General features: G+C 40.2%; 20 protein-coding genes and 2 pseudogenes. 10 read left to right on the top strand and 12 right to left on the bottom strand.

Going from position 1 to position 21,679, the window contains the following annotated elements; translation table 11 throughout:
• The first annotated feature begins 10 nt into the window (after positions 1-10).
• On the top strand, positions 11-2,002 hold the full coding sequence (locus DMI82_RS15970; RefSeq protein ID WP_110103908.1) for a glycoside hydrolase family 31 protein: 1,992 nt from the start codon (positions 11-13) through the stop codon (positions 2,000-2,002).
• A 216-nt stretch (positions 2,003-2,218) separates the two neighbouring features.
• Here DMI82_RS15970 and DMI82_RS15965 read toward each other — a convergent pair whose 3' ends face one another.
• On the bottom strand, positions 2,219-3,448 hold the full coding sequence (locus DMI82_RS15965; protein ID WP_110103906.1) for a dicarboxylate/amino acid:cation symporter: 1,230 nt from the start codon (positions 3,446-3,448) through the stop codon (positions 2,219-2,221).
• A 248-nt stretch (positions 3,449-3,696) separates the two neighbouring features.
• Here DMI82_RS15965 and leuS point away from each other — a divergent pair, with 248 nt between their 5' ends.
• Positions 3,697-6,114, top strand: a complete 2,418-nt coding sequence (gene leuS, locus DMI82_RS15960; protein ID WP_022426495.1) for a leucine--tRNA ligase — start codon at positions 3,697-3,699, stop codon at positions 6,112-6,114.
• A 658-nt stretch (positions 6,115-6,772) separates the two neighbouring features.
• On the opposite strand, the gene DMI82_RS19685 is transcribed toward leuS, so the two are convergent.
• The 3 genes from DMI82_RS19685 to DMI82_RS15945 form a co-directional block, all read right to left on the bottom strand.
• Entirely contained in the window at positions 6,773-7,399 is a 627-nt protein-coding gene (locus tag DMI82_RS19685) for a hypothetical protein (protein ID WP_146207177.1), read from the bottom strand.
• Positions 7,284-7,751, bottom strand: a complete 468-nt coding sequence (locus tag DMI82_RS20810) for a Bro-N domain-containing protein (protein ID WP_330409291.1) — start codon at positions 7,749-7,751, stop codon at positions 7,284-7,286. Before DMI82_RS20810 ends, DMI82_RS19685 begins: the two co-directional genes overlap by 116 nt.
• A gap of 263 nt (positions 7,752-8,014) precedes the next feature.
• Entirely contained in the window at positions 8,015-8,278 is a 264-nt protein-coding gene (locus tag DMI82_RS15945) for a DUF6809 family protein (RefSeq protein ID WP_110103902.1), read from the bottom strand.
• 109 nt (positions 8,279-8,387) lie between these two features.
• Between DMI82_RS15945 and DMI82_RS15940 the strand changes: the two genes are divergently transcribed.
• The 3 genes from DMI82_RS15940 to DMI82_RS15930 all read left to right on the top strand — a co-directional run bounded on the left by DMI82_RS15940 (position 8,388) and on the right by DMI82_RS15930 (position 11,183).
• The gene (locus DMI82_RS15940; RefSeq protein WP_021650856.1) at positions 8,388-8,618 is read left to right on the top strand and encodes a helix-turn-helix domain-containing protein; all 231 of its coding nucleotides are present in this window, start codon (positions 8,388-8,390) and stop codon (positions 8,616-8,618) included.
• Between the two features lie 926 nt (positions 8,619-9,544).
• The gene (locus DMI82_RS15935; RefSeq protein ID WP_021650855.1) at positions 9,545-10,369 is read left to right on the top strand and encodes a hypothetical protein; all 825 of its coding nucleotides are present in this window, start codon (positions 9,545-9,547) and stop codon (positions 10,367-10,369) included.
• Between the two features lie 28 nt (positions 10,370-10,397).
• The gene (locus DMI82_RS15930) at positions 10,398-11,183 is read left to right on the top strand and encodes a hypothetical protein (RefSeq protein WP_110103901.1); all 786 of its coding nucleotides are present in this window, start codon (positions 10,398-10,400) and stop codon (positions 11,181-11,183) included.
• An 858-nt stretch (positions 11,184-12,041) separates the two neighbouring features.
• On the opposite strand, the gene DMI82_RS15925 is transcribed toward DMI82_RS15930, so the two are convergent.
• The 8 genes from DMI82_RS15925 to DMI82_RS15895 all read right to left on the bottom strand — a co-directional run bounded on the left by DMI82_RS15925 (position 12,042) and on the right by DMI82_RS15895 (position 15,257).
• Positions 12,042-12,584 carry a Uma2 family endonuclease gene (locus DMI82_RS15925; protein ID WP_015525854.1) on the bottom strand — a complete coding sequence of 181 codons (543 nt, stop codon included), beginning with the start codon at positions 12,582-12,584 and terminating at the stop codon, positions 12,042-12,044.
• A gap of 65 nt (positions 12,585-12,649) precedes the next feature.
• Positions 12,650-13,357, bottom strand: a complete 708-nt coding sequence (locus tag DMI82_RS15920) for a recombinase family protein (protein WP_110103900.1) — start codon at positions 13,355-13,357, stop codon at positions 12,650-12,652.
• Between the two features lie 119 nt (positions 13,358-13,476).
• Entirely contained in the window at positions 13,477-13,692 is a 216-nt protein-coding gene (locus DMI82_RS15915) for a hypothetical protein (RefSeq protein ID WP_110103899.1), read from the bottom strand.
• Positions 13,693-13,773: 81 nt separating this feature from the next.
• The gene (locus tag DMI82_RS15910) at positions 13,774-14,142 is read right to left on the bottom strand and encodes a hypothetical protein (RefSeq protein WP_110103898.1); all 369 of its coding nucleotides are present in this window, start codon (positions 14,140-14,142) and stop codon (positions 13,774-13,776) included.
• Between the two features lie 17 nt (positions 14,143-14,159).
• The gene (locus DMI82_RS15905; RefSeq protein WP_110103897.1) at positions 14,160-14,525 is read right to left on the bottom strand and encodes a hypothetical protein; all 366 of its coding nucleotides are present in this window, start codon (positions 14,523-14,525) and stop codon (positions 14,160-14,162) included.
• 3 nt (positions 14,526-14,528) lie between these two features.
• Entirely contained in the window at positions 14,529-14,702 is a 174-nt protein-coding gene (locus DMI82_RS19915; RefSeq protein ID WP_158526496.1) for a hypothetical protein, read from the bottom strand.
• A 201-nt stretch (positions 14,703-14,903) separates the two neighbouring features.
• Positions 14,904-15,050 carry a hypothetical protein gene (locus DMI82_RS19910; protein ID WP_158526495.1) on the bottom strand — a complete coding sequence of 49 codons (147 nt, stop codon included), beginning with the start codon at positions 15,048-15,050 and terminating at the stop codon, positions 14,904-14,906.
• 24 nt (positions 15,051-15,074) lie between these two features.
• Positions 15,075-15,257, bottom strand: coding sequence for a hypothetical protein (locus tag DMI82_RS15895; RefSeq protein WP_110103895.1), 183 nt, complete (start codon positions 15,255-15,257; stop codon positions 15,075-15,077).
• A 228-nt stretch (positions 15,258-15,485) separates the two neighbouring features.
• Between DMI82_RS15895 and DMI82_RS20115 the strand changes: the two are divergent.
• From DMI82_RS20115 to DMI82_RS15875, 5 genes and pseudogenes are all read left to right on the top strand, one after another.
• A pseudogene (locus DMI82_RS20115) lies at positions 15,486-17,110 on the top strand (helicase-related protein).
• An 81-nt stretch (positions 17,111-17,191) separates the two neighbouring features.
• Positions 17,192-19,946 (top strand): annotated as a pseudogene (locus DMI82_RS15885) (YodL domain-containing protein).
• 334 nt (positions 19,947-20,280) lie between these two features.
• On the top strand, positions 20,281-20,520 hold the full coding sequence (locus DMI82_RS15880; protein ID WP_110103894.1) for a hypothetical protein: 240 nt from the start codon (positions 20,281-20,283) through the stop codon (positions 20,518-20,520).
• 11 nt (positions 20,521-20,531) lie between these two features.
• Complete coding sequence (locus DMI82_RS19905) at positions 20,532-20,678, top strand: hypothetical protein (protein ID WP_158526494.1); 147 nt, start codon at positions 20,532-20,534, stop codon at positions 20,676-20,678.
• 520 nt (positions 20,679-21,198) lie between these two features.
• Positions 21,199-21,675 (top strand): SpoVG family protein, encoded by a 477-nt coding sequence (locus DMI82_RS15875; protein WP_110103892.1) that lies wholly within the window; start codon positions 21,199-21,201, stop codon positions 21,673-21,675.
• Positions 21,676-21,679: the final 4 nt, after the last annotated feature.

Genomic DNA, 21,679 nt, shown 5'->3' with positions numbered 1-21,679 from the left:
GAGAGGGAAAATGATAAAAAAATATGTATATGGAGAGCCCTTTGAGACTGAGGCACTGACAGAAAACATTGAGACAGCAGAAGGAAAGCCAGGATATGGAGAAATCTGTGCAGAAGATGGATTTTCTTTTACTTATATCATGGATGAAGAGGATATCGTCTACGGATTGGGAGAATCCAACCGCGGTATCAACAAGAGAGGATTCATTTACACCAGTAACTGTACCGATGATCCGGAGCATACAGAGGATAAACATTCCCTGTACGGTGCACATAATCTTATCATTGTGTCCGGAAAAGAAACCTTTGGAATGTTTTTTGACTATCCGGCGGCGATCACCTTTGACATTGGCTATACCAGAATGGATACCATGAAGGTAACCTGCGAAAATGCAGACCTGAAGCTTTATGTGATCGAAGGGGAGAGTCCCTATGATATTGTAAAGCAGTTCCGTCATGTGATCGGAAGAAGCTATATCCCGCCGAAATTTGCCTTTGGATTTGGCCAGAGCAGATGGGGCTATACTACAAAAGAGGATTTCCGGAAGGTTGCAGCTGGATATCGTGAAAATCATATTCCTATTGATATGATCTATATGGATATTGATTATATGCAGTCTTATAAGGACTTTACATTAAGTGAAGAGAATTTTCAGGATTTTCCGGAATTCGTAAAGGAACTGAAGGATCAGGATATCCGTCTGATCCCGATCATCGATGCTGGCGTCAAGGTAGAGCCGGGATACGATGTTTATGAGGAGGGTGTCAAAAACCGCTACTTCTGCCAGAGAGAGGACGGCAGTGATTTTGTAGCTGCTGTATGGCCGGGGGATACTCATTTTCCGGATGTGTTGAACAAAGATGCCAGAAAATGGTTCGGTGACAAATACCGTTTTCTGATCGAGAAGGGAATCGACGGTTTCTGGAACGATATGAACGAGCCGGCGATCTTCTATTCCACAGAGGGAATAAACGAGGTCAAAGAGCTTGCAGGAGAATTTGCAAAAGATACGGAAGGAAAGATCCATATCTGGAAGATGCAGAGCGCACTTCGCAATGCAGCAAACAATCCTGAAGATTATCGGAGATTTTACCATAATGTGGATGGCAGAAAAATCCGCCATGACAAAGTCCATAACCTGTTTGGCTACAATATGACCAGAGCAGCAGGGGAGGCTTTTGAACGGATCGATCCGGAAAAACGTTTTCTGATGTTTTCCAGATCATCCTATATTGGTATGCATCGCTACGGAGGAATCTGGACCGGCGATAATAAATCCTGGTGGGCTCATATCCTTTTGAACCTGAAGATGATGCCATCTCTGAATATGTGTGGTTTCCTGTATGCGGGAGCAGATCTGGGCGGATTTGGCGCTGATACAACAAGAGAACTGCTGCTTCGTTTCCTGGCACTTGGAGTATTCACACCGCTGATGCGTGATCATACAGCGATTGGTACCAGAGAGCAGGAATGCTACCAGTTCGAAAATGTGGAGGATTTCCGCCATGTGATCGGTGTAAGATATCGTCTTATTCCATATCTTTACAGTGAATATATGAAGGCTGCTCTGAACGATGATATGTATTTCCGGCCGTTAGGCTTTGTTTACCCGGAGGATAAGATTGCCGTACATGTGGAGGATCAGCTGCTTCTTGGAAATGAGATCATGATCGCTCCGGTTTATGAACAGAACGCAAGAGGCCGTTATGTATATCTTCCGGAGGAGATGAAATTTGTGAAATTCCTTCCGGACGGAACCATTGCAGAGGAGATTCTGGGAAAAGGTGTACATTATGTGGAAGTGGCACTGAATGAGATCCCGCTGTTTATCCGGAAGGGGAAATGCATTCCGGTTGCAGAAGCAGCGGAATGTGTGGCAGCTCTGGATACAAAAAATATGCAGCTTCTCGGATATGAAGGTGCGGAGTATACCTTATATGAAGACGATGGAATCCATAAGGATTACGACAGAGAAGAAAATTACCGTGTTCTGAAAAAATAAAGTCAGCAAAATGAAATATAAATTTCTGTGTTACATCATTTACGTTAGACATTATAAAGAATACAGGATGTGAACAGTTGATAAACAGAAAAGCCGTAAGTATATGTGAAAGTTTCTTAAACATATATCTTACGGCTTTTCTGCTGTTACTTTACATAAAATATCTTATGTAAAGTAATTTGTGTTCTGTTTAAATAACACTTCAGAAAAATCTGTTTATGCTTCTTCCTCAATCTTGATAACATTTTTCAGTACAGAGCAGCATGCCATGTCACCGATAACATTGACGCAGGTGGCGCCCATATCACAGAGGGTATTGATGCTGATATAAACACCAAGAACTCCGGCAGGAAGTCCGGCCATAGTTGCCAGTGCTGCGAAAGATGCGATAGCGCCACCGGGAACACCTGGAGTACCAACGGAAAGCAGTACGTTTGCAAGAAGGATAATGATCATAAGAGGAATACTTACATGGATTCCGCAGGCGTTTGCAAAGAACATGATCATAAAGGACATCAGGATAGATACAGCATCCATGTTAACGGTAGCACCAAGAGGAATGGCGATGCTGGTGATCTGGTTGGATACGCCCATTTCTTCTTCCATACACTGCTTGCTTAATGGAATGGTTGCGGAGCTTGAGCAGGTTCCGAAGGCGTTCAGTGCTGCCGGCAGGATCGCTTTCAGGAATCTCAGCGGACTCTGTTTGCCGATCAGCTTTACAGAGAGACCGTACACTACAATAGCGAAGCCAAAGAATGCCACATACAGAATAACAAGCTGTGTTGCAAGGGAAATGATCGTTTCAGTTCCGTTGGCTTCCACAACCGGTACGATGGTACAGAAAACACCGATGGGTGTAAAGTACATGATGGTTGTGATGATCTTCAGGCATACTTCATTGACGGAATCAATCAGATTCAGGAATGGAGTTCCTTTTTCACCGACTGCGATCAGTGTGAAACCGATGATCAGGGCAAACACCAGAACCTGGAGCATGTTTCCGTCAGCAAATGCGGCGATTGGGTTGGAAGGGATCAGGTTTTTCAGGGTATCAAGGATACTGCTCATTTCTGTAGCCTGGATGTCTGCCGTTGCCATCTCAAATTTGACTCCCTCTCCGAGATGGATCAGTCTCGGGATGATCAGTCCGCACAGGCTGGCAAGTGCCGTTGTGCAGAGAAAATAGATCATGGATGCTGCAGTGATCTTGCCGGTAGTACGTGCGTTTCCGATGGAACAGATCCCAATGACAATGGAACAGAAGACCATGGGAAAGATCATCATGTTCAGGGCGTTCATGTAGATACTTCCGATCAGACTGGTCACAGTGAGGACAGGTTCAAACCGTCCGGCCAGGAAAAGCCCTGTGAGAATACCCAGGATCAGTCCTGTAAAGATCGCACCGGTAATATGCTTCCGGTACCAGGAATAAAAAGATTTCATTTATGCGTTCCCTCCTAAGATAAATATGTATGTATAATATAGGAAAATACATGCAGGAAATTATATCATGTGAAAAAAGAAGCGTCAACTAAACCAGGCCAGGATTGCAGGTTCATGTATATTTTGATGGAAAAGGGCTGTTTTTGGATTTCTGTTTGACAAATACATCATAAGTAGTTAAAATTAATAGCAGTGTGTGAAAGCATTAAAGTATTAATACTGAGTAATTTGTCAGGAGGAATAAAAAAATGGCTGCACCTTATAACCATAGAGCCATCGAAGCGAAATGGCGCACAAACTGGGAGAAAAAGCCGGTAAATGTCAATGATGGCAAGAAACCGAAATACTACTGTCTGGATATGTTCCCGTATCCGTCCGGAAACGGTCTTCATGTAGGACACTGGAGAGGCTATGTGATCTCTGATGTATGGAGCCGCTATAAAATGCTCCAGGGTTATTACCTGATCCATCCGATGGGATGGGATGCTTTTGGTCTCCCGGCTGAGAACTATGCCATCAAGATGGGTGTTCATCCGGCAGTATCTACAGCAGCAAACATCAAAAATATCAAACGTCAGATCAACGATATCGCAGCGATCTATGACTGGGATATGGAGGTTAACACAACAGATCCGGAATTCTATAAATGGACACAGTGGATCTTTGTAAAAATGTTCAAAGAGGGGCTTGCATATGAGAAGGAGTTCCCGATCAACTGGTGCCCTTCCTGTAAGACAGGTCTTGCAAATGAAGAGGTTGTAAACGGATGCTGCGAGCGTTGTGGCACTCCGGTTACCAAAAAGAACCTCCGTCAGTGGATGCTCCGCATCACAAAATATGCAGACAGACTTTTAAGTGATCTGGATAAACTGGACTGGCCGGAGAAGGTTAAAAAGATGCAGACAGACTGGATCGGCAAATCCTACGGCGCAGAGGTCGATTTCCCGGTTGAGGGAAGAGAAGAGAAGATCACGGTCTATACAACAAGACCGGATACTCTTCATGGAGCAACATTCATGGTACTTGCACCGGAGCATGCTCTTGCAAAATCTCTTGCAACAGACGAGACAAGAGAGGCTGTAGAGAAATATATCTTTGATGCTTCCATGAAATCCAATGTAGACCGTCTTCAGGATAAAGAGAAGACCGGTGTGTTCACAGGTACTTATGCGATCAATCCGCTGAACGGCGAGAAGCTTCCAATCTGGCTTTCTGACTATGTACTTGCTGATTATGGTACAGGTGCTATCATGTGTGTACCTGCTCATGATGACCGTGACTTTGAGTTCGCAAAGAAATTCGATATTCCGATCATCCAGGTTATCGCAAAAGATGGTAAAGAAATTCAGAATATGACAGAAGCTTACACAGAGGCTTCCGGAACCATGATCAACTCCGGTGAGTGGAACGGAATGGAATCTTCCGTACTGAAGAAGGAAGCACCGCATATCATCGAGAAGCTGGGTATCGGACGTAAGACTGTCAACTACAAACTGAGAGACTGGGTATTTTCCCGTCAGCGTTACTGGGGTGAGCCGATCCCGATCGTACACTGCCCGAAATGCGGTGCGGTACCGGTACCGGAGGATCAGCTTCCGTTAAGACTTCCGGAGGTAGAAAGCTACCAGCCGACAGGAACCGGAGAGTCACCGCTTGCAGCTATTGACGAGTGGGTAAATACCACATGCCCATGCTGTGGTGCTCCCGCAAAACGTGAGACAAACACCATGCCTCAGTGGGCAGGATCTTCCTGGTATTTCCTCCGTTATGTAGATAATAAGAATAATAAAGAACTGGTTTCCAAAGAGAAAGCTGATAAATATCTGCCGGTAGATATGTATATCGGTGGTGTAGAGCATGCTGTTCTTCATCTTCTGTACTCCAGATTCTACACCAAGTTCCTGTATGATATCGGAGCTATTGATTTCGATGAGCCGTTTGTCAAGCTGTTCAATCAGGGTATGATCACAGGTAAAAACGGAATCAAGATGAGTAAATCCAAAGGAAATGTTATTTCACCGGATGATCTTGTAAATGATTACGGATGTGATTCCTTACGTATGTATGAGCTGTTCGTAGGACCGCCGGAACTGGATGCAGAATGGGATGATAGAGGAATCGATGGTGTATCCAGATTCCTGAAACGTTTCTGGAATCTGGCTCTTGACAGCATTGAGAAAGATATCCCGGCTACCAAAGAGATGGAGAAGACCCGTCATAAGATGGTATACGATATCACCAGCAGACTTGAGGCCTTCAGCCTGAATACCGTAGTGTCCGGATTTATGGAATACACAAACAAGCTGATCGCTATCGCAAAGCAGAACGACGGCGCTGTTGACAAAGAAACCATCGAGACAGTTACCATTCTTCTTGCGCCATTTGTTCCTCATATTGCAGAGGAGATCTGGGAGAAGCTTGGTCATGAGGATTCCGTTTTCCATGCACAGTGGCCGGCTCACGATGAGGAGCTTATGAAGGATGATGAGATCGAGGTTCCGGTTCAGATCAACGGCAAGACCAAGGCTGTTATCAGTATTCCGGCAGAAATCTCCAAAGAAGATGCGATTGCCGAAGGAAAGAAGGCAGTTGCAGATAAGATTTCCGGAAATATCATCAAAGAGATTTACGTACCGAAGAAGATCATCAATATCGTAGTAAAGTAATAAGATAAATCAAAAACACCCGAAGCAGGGCGGAAGATATTTCTGCCTTTGCCAGGGTGTTTTTTATATGGATAAACATCGTGAAGTAAGTATGCACAAAAATAACTAATGTTATTTAGAATAAATGCCAATAATATTTAGGCATTTTAACAGATTTGCCTAAACGAAAAATAAAGTGTTTAATATATTGATTTTCGCGTATTTAAGCCATTCTTTAAATTTGAAATCTGATATAACATGTTATAAATTCACATAACTTGACACCAAAATGGTGTAAAAATGGTGTCAAAATATTAAAAAATGGCGTAGAAAAAATCCTACATATACGATGGAACCTTTTCAGCAAATAACCCATCTGTCGTAGTATATGAGAGACGAATTTCAAGGCTCATGATAAGTCGAGACTGTAGCGTACAGTTTGTGGACAAGTCATGAGCCTTTTTTTACTTTTTATTTTGAAATGGCCTTGTATTTTGCCCTGCAAGACGTTTTATGCTAAAAGCCAGAGAAGTTTACATGAATAATCCCAGGAACGATTCTAGGGCATATACAGACGAATAGAGCTAGTATTATGATGGATCGGAGAGATGAGTGAGAAGTAATGCAATACAATAAAAAAGGCACATTCCAGAATAGCGGATGTGCCTTCAGTGTGATTTTATAGCCAAACCTTTTTACTTGCTGTTTGTTTGATGTTAGTAATGACGAAGCCATTCCTATTGTTGGCCTTCTTGAGATATATTTTGTATGTTCCCATATGGCCATAATTCTTTTTCGCCCAATCATCGTACTCATAAATACTGTAAGTTACTTCGTATCTATTTGAACTGGTTCGGATGATCTTTTTAACGAATCCTTTTGGTGCAACTTCGCCCCAGTTACCACCCGTATAAACAATTTTACCATTCTTATTACAAAGCAGATAAGAAGGATTTCTAGGAATGCCATATTTTGTAAATTTCGTAAATTTTACGGTAGAGGTATTGAAGTAAAGCTTCAGTTGTGGCTGGATTTTTTTCTTTACGTAAGAAATATTTTTCTCCCACAATTTATAATTTTTCATAGTAACCATGGTTGTCCGGGCATAATCGTCAAACTTGAAATATTGATTCTTACCGCAGCAGTAACCGAAATAGCTATCAAAACCTCTTAACAGTTTAGTGACAGATTTACTGTATGTTTTTGTTACGTCCCTCTTGGTGGCTGCCGATGCTGAGAGCGGAAGAGAAAAGATCATAATAGCAGCCAGAAAAATGATAAGAGAACTTTTGAACTTCTTTTTCATTGGTGTTTCCTCCTTCAATGCTTGATATCATAAGAATACTGCAAATAATAAAGAAGTACAAGGTAAAGATAATTCTCTGTGATCCCCCAGTTTTTCTAATACATGGCAATACCTCAGATGTTACCCAGTGTTTGAAACGTTTTGCGGATTCAAGTTTACTGCTGAGGATGAGAGAGTAGAGACCGGATTCGTTAATGATAGTCATTTTCTGGATTCCGTTAGGTGTTTCCATTTCGGCAACACCTTTATCTTCTACTTCAACTCTTTTCGATACTGCACTTCTAGGTTCTGCATATCCCAACGCCACAGCCACATCTTTTCCCACAAACCATGGCTCTCCATCAATCTCAATGCAGCGCAGATTTCCAAATTCTGGATGATTGAAGGTCTCACACTGAGAAGTGGAAGAGGAAGGAGAAGCCGTAGTTGTGGTTGGTGTAATTGGAGTAAATTCATAAAACCATTACCCTGATTCAGGGGACAGGTTAGAAATTAAAAGTCGTGTTTCCCGACCTTTGAAATTGCAACGTAGAAATAGGTGTTGTTATTTTAACAATACTTATTGATCTGCACCGTCGATTTGACGGGTCAGCTTTTTTATACATTATAGCATACTTATACATCTTTCCCGAACACTTCACACATCATCTTCACTCCAAGACAGAAACCATTTCTGAAATTCTGCTCCAATTCGTCTGCCAAAAGGTTAAGGTTCTCGTCCATGACCTGATCCAAGGCAGCAGCCTGAGCGTCTGTGAGCTGTTCTTTAAGAGCATGATAACCATGTAAAGCCTGATCTTTATGTATACGGTACTTGTCCAGAGCGTCCAGTGTGGCTGCACTTACATGTGAGTTGTAAAGCTGATCTATAATATCCATGATTTTGTATTCCTCTCTGATACGATTGTTTCTATCTAGTGACAATAATATCATGTTTTCCGGATATACTCAATACAAAAGTTACTAATTAGTCACAGGAGTATATCTTATGCAGTGGATTTTACAGGACGTTCCAATAGGTAGAAATATCCAGAACATACGGATGAAAAAGAATATGACACAGGCTGAAGTCGTAGGTCAGTTACAGTTGATGGGAAGCAGTATGTCCAGAAGTACACTTGCTAATATTGAATCGGGCAGAAGAAACATAAAAGCCAGTGATCTTAAAGCATTGCAGAAATTATTTGCTGTAGACTATGAGGAATTTTTTGAGGATTAAGAGCTTTTGTAGTCAAGAATATTTTTGACATTTACGCAAATGCGTGTTAATATAATCATAGAAAAAGGGTGTTACCGATAGACGGTTAGTCCCAGTATATGTTAGTTAATCAAAGATAGTCGCTTCAGTTTACCAGACGTGGGCGGCTATTTTTGTGTTTTATTATTATCCTTACCGAATGTGTATCCGATACTAAAGCAGGTTAAGCCGAAGCTCACTACTGCAATAAAATCTACAATACTCATTGGCTTAGCCCTCCTTTCCAGTGGATTCCCTGACGGGTTTCTATGTAATCAGAGGGTCACAGTCCCTCCGTTGAAGGACTAACCGCCTACCGTTATGGCAACACCTATATGTCATTATAACAGTCAGAAAGTATGTTCGCAACAGAAAATTAGAGGATAAAATTTTATCCACTAGAACAAAATGAACTAAAAACGCCCTCATTGACATTTGGCAATAATTACTGAAAATTATAATCTGTTTTTAGAAGAAGTGCTGAAATATATAAATTTTCTTTACAACTCCAATCAACGGTGCTATGGTTAAAGCGATTACAGAAGAAATGTGCTGTAAGCGTACCTTACAAAGTCTTGGAAAATAATCAGTAAATGTATTTTATCTTTGCGCTCGTGAAGATAGTAGTGTGTATTGCGCTCGTGATATACCATGTTGAGAATTATTAAGCCATGTCATAGAGAAGAACACCGGTTCCCAGTACGGCAACCAAAAGTAAAAGTATGTGCTGAACGTTTAGAGATAGTATGTAATTTTTTATTAGATTTTTATTGAATATTTTGAAAGAAGTGATTATTTGATACACAGGTATAGTGTATCTTTTTTTACACCTAAAAATAAATTCAGAATATTTTTGAAATTAAAGCTAAAATCAGAAAGCACACACAAAAGGAAGGAGGTAAACACTTATGATTATGAGTTTTAAAGATGCACAGAATTATAAGGAGTATGCAGATTCTACGGACGATCTGATTAAAAAATGTGAGGATATTGTTAACAATCTTACTCCTGAAGAGGCAAATGCAAAATGTAACTGTATTATTCAGTTCGGTGATCGTATAATAACAAATAAAGAACATTACGAAGACTATGTGCGATATGTAAAAGATGCTGTAAAAGGAGCAAAACGCCAAACGGAAAGTATGAAAAATTATTATGAACGTTACAGCGTCCCTAAAGCATATATAGAGCTTGAAGAGATGAAGTATATTTATAATCAAATTTGTACTAAATCAGGAACTCCTCCACAGATGGAACAGTTAATAAGAAACACGTATGAGGAGTTTAAATATAGGAACAGTCCTAGTTTGCGAAGGAAGAAAGAAGAGGAAGAACGCAGAATAAAGCAGATGCAGGAGGATGTTAAGAAATATACCAGCCCGGATGAACCAACGGTTGGTTATGCTGAATTAATGAGACGCAAGGCAGCTGCAAATCCTCCAAAGACTTCTTTATCTCAGGATGAGATTAGACGTTTTGACATGATGAGTGAAGAATGGCTGGTGAAATGGTGTCATTTCTCATATAACTGGTATTGGGTTGTACCATGTCTGCTATTATGTATTGTGGCCAACGGAGGACTGATTGCTGCAATCGGATTGATTGTGTTTATGATATGTGGCGAGATATACTCCATGAGAGTACAGGAATACTGTGGCGTGATCTTGCCATGGTACCGGGATTCTGGAAAAACATTGGAGAAGAGGATCATTAACAAGTATATCAAGAAGTGAAAGTAATATAACAAGGGGAGAGAATAATATGGGGAAAATGTCATTTACAGAACTTCAAGAGGAAATATATACTGAAGAACTGAAAAAAATTGAAAAAGAAAGTAATGATTATTACAGTGAATATTTATCTTTAAAGCATAAAGAAGATAGTTATATAGATTGGTATATAACTGTTTCGAATGAATGTATGGATGATGTTCAAAAGAATTCACTTAATAAATATAAACTAATAAAAATGTTAGATAATATGTCTGTGGAAAATGTTGAGAATGGAGAGTTTAAAAATCTGTTAAAATTACATCAAAAAGTAAAGAATACTTTGCAAAAAAAAATAGAAGCTATAGAACATTATGAGAACATGATTGATCTCAACATTCTTCAATTAACAAGAAGGATTACATCACAAAATAGTATGTTAAAAAATATATATGGCAGTACAAAAAAAGCAATGAGTGACTTTGAGCATTCGGATAAAGACTATTTATTTTTAGATACTAATATAGGATATCTTATTATTATGAGAAATTTTATAAATTTGAGAGAATGGGAACGTTCAGGAGTTTTAATAACAAATCTAAAAAATTATACGATTACAAATGAAACTGATACAGGTGGTGTTGCTGAAGAATGCTATAGGTTGTATCGAGAGAATCCAGATTGTGAAAAAAGAATATATACCATTATTTCACCAAATGATATATGTAAAAAACTTGACCCCGTCCCATTTCATAAAGTATATCTTTTACATGCTCAAACACAATTTGAATCTTATGGAAGAACAAAAAGTTTTTTAATTATAGGAATGATGATGTGAACATATTTCCAATTTTCCCAGCAATCACACCGATTATTCCGATTGTTACCCTCAAAATTTTTGTCGGTTAGTCTATCGGAAAATCCGTAGAAATACTCAGTTTATTCGTTCTGAGTGATGTAAAATTCTGTTACAGGAATTGAACAGAATCGACCCGAAAATCACCGGAAAGAGCAAACGGCAGCAGGTTGTATTAAGCTTAAGTTATCGTGCAGCCGTTGTTGCTCCGGTGAGGGCGATTCAGAGAGGATGAAAAGAGTGTCAGATCTGTAGAAAGTGCAGGGAAGATATAGGAGAAATAGCTGTACTGAGTGAGAGAGGGAGCTGCGGTGGATCGGGGACTGGATTGGGTAGGAGAGATGCTGGATCGGGTTGGACGGTTGGAGTAAAACTTGAGGACTGGAAGATAGAAGAATCCAAGATGAATATTGTTAAATCGGGGCTGTGGTGGATAGGACAGGTGAGCAGAATGAGATGTGCTTGGTTAGTGACGGATTAGCAAGATTGACAAACTCTTAACATATGAGCAGACGTTCATATGTATACATCCACAGAATATGAGTACGATAACCAATAATCTGCGCTGTCATTATAGCAGAAGATTACAGTATTATTCCTCACTGTAAGTAATTTCTGCTGCCAGATACAAGCTTTTTCAGACTGGATCACATTATCCTTCTACGATCAGGACGGATTAGTATGATCCAGAAATATTCCATATGCAGTCTGTAGCAATTTAGAATTTCAACAGAGACACAATAAAAAAGTTGGCGATTCCCTATATAGAGCAAGGGTTTACGCCAACTTTTATTTTTCAGAAAAGCTTCAATTTTTGAGCATGGTCAGCGCATGACTATGTTAAAAACTTAACACATTAAAATCAATCAGCAGATCATTATAGATTCCAGCCTTAACAGAATCCGTAAAGGAATATTCATCCATTGTAGATTGTTCAAAATTGTATACAATAATTCTGCTCTTGTCAGGATCAACAATCCAATATTCTTTTACACCTGCCGTTCTGTACTTAAAGAGCTTGGTATAATAATCCATCCGTTTACTTGCAGGAGAAACGATCTCTATAATCCAGTCAGGAGCACCATTGCAGCCCTTATCATTCAGCTTGTTTGGATCACAGATAACAGAGATATCCGGTTCAACATATGTGTTCGTGGATTCATCCAGATAAACTGCAAACGGGGCAGCATAAACTTGGCACTGTCCCTGATGATCTTCAATGTAACGATCAATAATACTGGTGAGCCTTGTTGAAATCCGTTGATGCTTGCGACTAGGCGGAGCCATGTAATAAATCTGTCCGTCAATCAGTTCGGCACGTTCTCCCTCTGGAAGTGCATATATATCTTCTATAGTATAAGTATTTTCTTTGAGTAATGGCATATTTCACACTCCCTTCTTAATAAGTCATGTCCCTGTTCTCATTATAACGGATTGCAGCAAAACATTCAACGCTGATTCGTTTGCTCTATCATCTCAGAGAGCAGTTCCTTCTTATATTTATAGAATGTCTTTCTGGTAATCCCGGCCTGAGTAATGGTTTCCAGATCGTTGAGTGATCCGCCGAACGTTTTGTTATGCTTCAGGATGATTTCTTTTGCTGCTATAGATTTCTTCGTTACAAGCTTTGAACCGGAAGCCTGTCCGATCTGTTTACCGGAAAGCCTTGCGGTCTGCATTCCTTCTTTAGTACGTTGCCTGAGATCCTGAACCTCTTTTTCTGACTGTTCAAAAGCAAGTCGGATCTGTTCTTTGGCAAGCAGGAGCAAATATTTATTGATCCCTTCCAGAATACAGTCAATATCTGTGCCTGTGGCTGGGATGCCACCTTGCAGCGCACTTTTATAGGTTTCTGTGTTTATGTGTGGTTCCTTCAGGAATACAAGATTAATTCCTTTGCTGAAAAGATCCTCATACATGGTAAAACCTTCTTCTGCATCACGGGACATTCTGGAAACCGAATCAAAGATAATGGTATCACCTGCGTTGAGCTTTTTCAGGAGCTTTTCAAATTCTCTTCGTCCCTGAAATTTCGTTCCGGTAAAAACTTCTCGGATGATCTCAGACTGTGGATATGCAGCAAGGATATTCCTGATCTGCCTTTCAATGCTTTGCTGTGGTGTGCTGATTCTTGCGTAACCAAAATATCTGTTCATGATGTTCCCTTCCTGTAGTAAATTTAAGGCTCCCTTAAAATGACACTGTAATAAGACTGCCTTGGAGCCTGAAATAGTAATGGTTTTACTACTTTTTGCATACTACCTTACTTTTACCACTAATTTGTCAGCAGATGTTTACGGAATTTCTGCCATGCACGGTTATAAACCTGTCGAGCTGTTTCTGTTGGCTTCGCTTCCTGTTCGGCCTGAGAAATGATCTGGTCAATGGTTGGCTCCGGTATACAGAAATCAATCATAAGCTTTCTGAGATCTTTTTTCCAGATGGGACAAGCTGTATAAGGTCTGTTTTCCGTAAGTACGTAGTTCCTCATAATTGATACCGCCTTTCTGATAGATTCTATTGCCTTGGAAATCCTGCTGCCAGAGAGTGAACCCGGCAGCAGGAGAGAAGATTATAATTCTTTTAATGGGATGCTGATATCTTTGCATACAAACTCATAGGTGTTTTTTCTCTGAACACTGATAAGAGCAGTATCTTTCTGAGCGTCAGGATCAAGTGCAATGTGAATAATATAATCGTATGGTCTGCTGATAAAAGGATCTCCGGTTTCGTTTTCTTTGCGTTCCAGTATCAAAAGAAGATCATCAATGAATGTGTTCATGCGTGACTGTCTACTCCATGGCACACATTCTGAGACCTGCAAGATTACATTCCATGTATCTTCCGCCATAACGATTGCCCCGAATTGCTCCATGTCACCGACAAGAGTTCTTACAACCTCGATTTTCTTAGCTTCTGCATTATAGTGTTTCCAACTCATAGTGTAGTACCTCCTGATTATTTATTCTGATTGCCGATTTTCTTAAGAGAAATGATCTCATTCCTGAAAACAAACTCATAGTTACCTTTTCTCTGTAAACTGATAACTGCATTGGTTTCGTCTGCGGAAAGCTCGATGTGCAGGATATAGTCGTTCTGATGTTCCATAACCGGACGCTTTTCCTCCTGAGCATTCAGAAGAGTAGTAAGATCCTCAAAGAACTGTTTCTGTCTGGTCTTGCTGCTGCCGGACTTTGTACTGGTCTTACTGATGATCTTCCATGTTTGCTCCGCCATGACTACAGCATGGAAGCAGGAAAGCTCTGAAATGTAGCCATGGAGACAGGTTTCTTCAGTTTCTTTGTTGTAATACATCCAGCTCATGATCTACACCTCCACAATAACTGCAACAAGTCCGTTCTTGGTGACTGCTGCCTTATAAGCTGCTGCACTTACATAATCTGCAAAGTGCCGTTCGTTCATAATCTCTGATTCGCATAAGCCTATAGAGAGAACGATCACCTTGTAAAATGTAACGGTTGCCTGAATGTTGATCTTCATGATCTGTGTTCTCCTTCCTGATCTTCAATGTCGTATTGCACAGGTGTCTCATTGAAGATAAAATTCAACAGAGTGTCCCATCTGTGCAGTGGCTCCATAGCTTCCAGTGTTGGAATAACGTCCTGCGGATATGTGGTGCTAGGAAGAAAACGGTCGATGATTTCCTGAAGGTACTCCAACTGTACCTGATTGTATTCATCATTAGTGATCTTCGTCCTCTTGCATTAGGTGGAATGTGTAGCCCCAAAAGCGGTTGAAAGCTGTCAGTGGTGTGATGTGTCCTTCTCTGATCCACAGTGTCAGTACCTCTTTTGTGGAATCAATGTCTATTCTTGTGCCGTGTGTCATGGTGAAAACCTCCTTGATCTGTAATTAATAGCCGAAAAACAGCCAGTGTACGATCATTCCATAAGGAATCCCGACCATGAAAAGGATGAACAGTAGCCACTGTAAGCCGTTGTACAGCTTTCTTCGTATGTACTTTTTCAGACGGTGCTTAAAGATTGTGCACCACTGGCTATAAGTCATAAGTGGCTGTGGATTAGAGTGTTTCATGGTTTTGTCCTCCTGTGAAATGATGTGATTTTCTTGAGATCCTGAAGGGACAGGATTTTATCCCTTCAAGATCGAAGGAAAAATATAGCTTTTGCCCGTCATGCCGATAGCACAGCAATAAACAATTTTGGAGAAGTTGTCACGAGCATCGAACTTGCACCGGAAGGAACAGGATATCGAGCAAAATCAAGATTCGCCAGATTCTATAATATCCCGGAACTGATGAATATGTTCAAGGAGATTGCAGATATCAAGACTTCCGATCAGTTAAAACTTCCTGTGCCGGAAGCAGAATATGAAACAGTGGTGCTGAAACCAACGGAACAGCAGAAAGAGATTGTAGAAAGTCTTGGTGAGCGTGCAGAAGTAGTAAGAAATGGCGGTGTGGATGCAAGTGTGGATAACATGCTGAAAATCACCAATGACGGCAGAAAATTAGCACTGGATCAGCGTTTGGTGAACGAACTATTGCCAGATAATCCGGAAAGCAAAATAGCAGTCTGTGCAGAGAAAAGCTATGAAATATGGAAAGATACAGCAGCACAGAAATCAGCACAGTTGATTTTCTGTGATTTGAGCACACCGAAAGGCGATGGCAGTTTCAATGTTTATGATGACTTGAAGCAGAAACTGATGGAGAAAGGTGTACCGGAAAAAGAGATTGCTTTTATTCATGATGCAAATACAGAAGCAAAAAAGACGGAACTGTTTGAAAAGTGAAATCCGGGCAGGTTCGATTTTTGATTGGTTCTACAGCAAAAATGGGTGCTGGAACCAATGTGCAGGACCGTTTGATTGCTCTTCATCATCTGGATATCGGCTGGAAACCGTCTGATCTGGAGCAGAGGGAAGGACGAATTATTCGTCAGGGAAATCATAATAAAAAAGTTCATATTTTCCGATATGTAACAGAATCCACATTTGACAGCTACATGTGGCAGCTGATCGAAAACAAACAGAAGTTCATTTCCCAGATTATGACGAGCAAAGCACCGGTCAGAAGTTGTGAAGATGTAGATGAAGCGGCACTTTCCTATGCGGAGGTCAAAGCACTTGCAACCGGAAATCCGGCAGTAAAAGAGAAGATGGCATTGGATGTGGACGTGGCAAAGTTGAAACTTTTAAAAGCCAACCACATGAATAATCAGTACCGTTTGGAAGATGACATTGCAAGGAATTTCCCGCAACAGATCGCAAAATTGACGGAGATCATTGACAGCTACAAGGCAGACATCGCTCATTTTTCTGAGCATAAAATCACAGATCCAGAGCAGTTTTCTATGGAAATCAGTGGCAAAGTGTTCACAGAAAAGAAAGAGGCAGGAGCGGCACTTCTGGCGGTCTGCAAAGACATTAAGTCTGTGGATGCAGCTATGGACATTGGAAGCTATCAGGGATTTAACATGAGAATCCAATTCGACAGCTGGAGTAAAGAGTTTATCCTGTCTGTAAAGCATGAATCGGTAGCTAAAGTTCGGTTGGGAGCCGATGCTTTGGGGAATATCACTCGTATCAATAATCTTTTAGAAAGTTATCCGGAGAAACTGGCAGAAGCAGAACAACGGCTGGAAACGGTACAGGAGCAGATGGCAAATGCCAAAGAGGAAGTCGGGAAGCCATTTCCAAAAGAAGAGGAACTGAACCAAAAACTGGAGCGACTGTCAGAGTTAAATGCACTTCTCAATATGGATGAACGGGAAGATACAGAAACAGAGCAGTCGGAATCAAAAGAGAAAGAAGAAAGACCGGCACGAGGTTCTATTCATGAGAAACTGCAGATTTATAAAGAAAAGAGTCAGCAGGAAAGTGAAACTGGCAAGGAAACCAGAAAACGGGACTTCGGGCTGGAATAAGAAAACAAGGAAGATGGCATAATCTGACAGAAAGAATGTTCTGTGGGTTATGCCATCTTTCAGAATACAGGAGGAGTTTATATGGCAAGAAACAGGATAACAGGTAGAGAAACACAGAAAATGCAGGAATATACGCAGGAACGGATCGCTCAGGCAGAGCGTAGAGGCATAGAATTTCCAACAAATGTAAAAGAACAGATTTTTGAATATGCGAATCTAATCGGTGAGGAAGAGAAAGTTAGGACTCTGGTAAGAAATCTGGCAGATGCATTGAGCAAGGCAGATGAAGAAGGTGTAGAGAACCTACTGGATGATGCAAAAATGGATATTCAGGACTTACCAGATCCAACCATAGGCAAGCTGGAACTTCAGGATTATGGATATACAGCAGAGGATATGGTACCGCTTAGAAAGGAAGCAGCCTTAGATTATCACAGGATGGGTTCTAAGATTTATTGTCTGGGCAGCGATGGCGGTAAGGGAGAGTATGCAAGTAAAGAAATGATACAGGCACACGAAGGGCTGTTTGGCATGGAATTACAGATGTGGGAACGGATAAGGGATCAGGATCTGGATTATGCAGATGAAGATTTTGGAGCATTTCAGGAGCCTATGAGTGTCATTGAGCAGGAAGAAGCACTGAAATTATACGATGCTGGAGCAGATATTTATCTGATCACTAATTTTTCTTCACCGGTCTATGTCACGGAACGCATGGAAATTGAACGAGGACCAGAGTATTATCAGATGTCTAGGACAGAACTGGAGCGTTTTCGTAACCTGGAATGGGAAATGCAAAAATATCCACAGATTCAGTCTTTAAAAGAGGCAAACCTGCTGTTAGGAACAAGGCGAACCTTTGGTATTTATCAGATCAAGGATGATTCACCGGGCGAAAACTATACATTTATGAATATGCGTTTTATTGAAAGTCATGGTATGCAGATAAAAAAAGAAGATTATAAGCTGGTCTATGTTGGCGAATTACTGGGAAATATGTCACTGGATGATATTTTTGAAAGGTTCAACATTGATAGACCGGAAGATTTCCGTGGGCATTCCCTGTCAGTCAGTGATATCGTAGTTCCGAATGACGGGGAAAAAGTAACCGCTCATTTTGTAGAAAGTATCAGTTTTGAACAGCTGGATTCTTTCCTGAATCTGGAAGAACAGGTTCTTAGTGAACTGGCATATGAGGTAGGAGAACGGTATTTTGCTATTCAGAGGTCAGAAGAAGGATACGATTATTCCTTTTACGATGAAGATTTCCGTCTGATGGATGGTGGCGTCTATGAAAATGATGAAATTTCTATTGAAGAAGCGGCAGAGGAACTGCTGGAAGACGAAGGCTGGACTGGAGAACGCATCCGTGGGGATTATGGTCAGTTGATGGAAAAAGTAGAAGAAATGGATGAGATTGTAATGGTAGAGATTCAGAAAAGCCAGGGCGAATATAAGCCATTGGCAAAGGTAGAAGAACTGGAAGAGGCAAATTACAACATGATTGATAACGTCCTCAACAATATGCCACCGAAGAAAGAATCGTATCTGGAATACTTTGCTGCAGAATGCGATGAGTTCCATGATATGGGAGCTTATGAAAAAAGTACTGATGTTAATCAGATTGCTACGGTCTATGAAAAATATAGGGAGAATCCTGAAAATGCCTATCGAGTATGTAGTATGGGGATTATCTATCGTGATCCGGAAGACAGTTACTATGATGATGCTGAATTTGCAATCGTAAAAGGAAATACAGTACTTGGAAATCTGATGGACGATGTTCGATTTTATGGAGAACTTGCACTGGTACGGGAAGGGATTGAGAAAATTCATGAAGCATTGCCGGACTATAAGTATGTACCGATGAGGGATGTTCGAGAAGCAATGTATCCAGAGAAGATGACCACAGAACAGCTGGCAGAGGCACTGGATGAGATTGCAGAAGCTTTTGATCCGTATGAGTATCGGGATAATGTGGAGATCGGAGAAAATGCGGTACAAGAGGTGATGTTGGATTTGCAGAGTGGCAATACACATTCTTATATTTCTTATTTGAAGGACATTGTAGAGGAAGAATGTGATTTGTCCGTCCGTGCCGGAGTATTGATCGAACGATTGAAGTCCTACGAAACGGAACTTCCGAAAGATATGGAGCCGATGGTGTATGTCAATTACTGTGAGAAAAGTGAGTTCATGAATCCACGATGCCAGAAGTTATCGGATTTGGATTCCAAGACCGCAGAACAGGACAAAGCATGGTATGCTGACAGAAATCCCAAAACCAATGAACCAACGACAACGGCTCAGATGTTTTTTACCGTATATTATGCAGAAAAAAGCGACCAGATGCTGCATCATTTCAAAGGAAAAATAGATATTGGCACTGGAAACGGAGGTCTTCTCAGCCAGTTAAAGCTGCAGAATGAAATGAGACTGACGGATGAAAGCTGGATCAATTATCAGAAAGGTAAAGGGAGTGAAGAGTTCCAGAAATATATGGAAGGATCTGACAGATATGCAGAATCATGTTTTGCCGTATCTGCAGAGTTTTTGTAGTCTGGAAGAAAAAGGGGTACAGGAACGCCGGGAACAGCAAATAGCAGATAAGAAAGAGAGCAGAGCAACTGCTGTGACTGGTGTAGAGAAGCAAGCAAATGTGAAAGAAGCAGGGAAAACGAAAAGAAAATCTGTACCACAGAAGAAGGCAACGGTAGGAAAAGAAAAGAAGCCATCTATTCATGAACGTCTGGAAATCAATAAAAAAATTATTCAAGAAAAGCAGGGAAAAGATAAGCCGGAGAGAGGAGCTGATTTGGGTGTAAGGACAGTGTAAATAAATTAAGTGTCAGAAGTCACGGAGAAAATGTGGCTTCTGACATTTTTATATTTACCAATAACTAAAATCGTCTGCTATTACCTGAGAATTGTTTGTCCAATAGTGATTTTTGATAACTTTTGTTTCTGATACGGAACTGAACAAATTTTTTTAGTTTGATATTCTTTGCTTAGGCGATAAGAGAAAAAGTTACTCTTTATGGAAAGGGAAGACTACTATAAATATTTTATTACCTGAAATGCTTATAAGTATTGCTTCTGTGAATGTGAAAGATTGCTTGAGTTGAAGAATATGAATCACCATATCAGTGAAAAACAGGGAGGTATATGTTATGTGGAATTGGGATTATGAAGAAGAAGGTACTAATATTCGTGATGGTGTTAGAGGTACCGTAACAGGTGGATGTAGTAAAGGCATATTCCTTGCCTTAGAAGATGGTCAAGAGGCTTTTGCTCACTTTGGAGGATTAAATCCTGGAACAACTGTGTTGTGTACTGTATTAAAGAAGGCTACTGAGAAGTGGAAAGTACTTGTCAGCATTGACTCTATCGAAAATGTAGCAATTGCTTAGGAGAACTAAAGATGAATTTTACATTGAATGATATAAATTGTTTTATTGAAACTGAAAAGTGTAAGGAAGTATTTCCAAGAGCAACTTTCAAGATAATTGCAGTAATCGATTTCTGCGACACTCCGACAGAAGAACTTATCATTTTTTCTATTTCATAAATCCAAGGTCAAATACATATCTACTAAGATAATTGATAATTAAAAATTGTTATTGGCGTGAGGTAGTGATACAATATGACTTAGAGATATTGTTGCTATTAGTTGATGTTTGGAAATTTATGTAGAAGAAAAAAGAGTATCATATAATAAACTTTGAAACCTGCTAATAGATAAAGATATGTCAAAAGATAAGCTGCGCAGGTATCTGGTATTACCACAAATGTTTTTGCAAAATTTGGAAAGATGAAGAGATTCATGTGTATGTTATGGTGGAGATATGCGATGTTCCAAATTGCGATATTGAAGATATAGTAGAAGTTATTCCAGATGAGGAAGAACAAGCTAATGACGAACGATAATATAAAGTATAGTAAGTAGTATGAATAAGAATAGGTTTAATGTGAAAGACGGTAGTTTCACTTGATATATTATGATCGTGAGGCGTTAAATTTACTATTAATAACAAATAAATAGGACCAAATACATGAAGAAAATAATAAAGATGAAGGGATGGTAACAAATGTTAATCACTGCTATTCAAATTAGAAGAATAGAAAATTCAGGAACAAAAATGCGAGGCGTTGCATCCATAAACTTGGACAATATGGTTGTTATTCATGATATAAAGGTTTTAGAAGCGGATGGAAAATCCTTTTTGGCTATGCCCAGTAAACAGACAAAAGTTGGGACATTTAAAGATATGGTGCATCCAATAAATGTAAGGGTTAGAGAAGCTTTTGAAACATTAATTATCGGTGGATACGAAAAAGCGGAAAAAGAAGGATACACTAAGATAGATCTTATTTACAATGATAGTGGGAAGAAAAATTTAACAGAACAAACGGTTGATGATTTTGTGATTCAAGGGGGAACAAGTATTCTTTCTGCAACTGGATATGTTCCGGTTAATACGGGAGAGGCATCTATAAAGCATGATTCTTCTAAAGTATCCCCAAAGAAGATGAATGATAATTTGTTGAAATGGTTAGAAGGGTGAGGAT

Origin of the sequence: Blautia sp. BCRC 81119 (assembly GCF_003184505.1) — a bacterium.
Taxonomy (GTDB): domain Bacteria; phylum Bacillota; class Clostridia; order Lachnospirales; family Lachnospiraceae; genus Blautia_A; species Blautia_A fusiformis.
The sequence above is the reverse complement of the archived record's forward strand: the minus strand, read 5'-3'. Positions and strand labels throughout refer to the sequence as shown.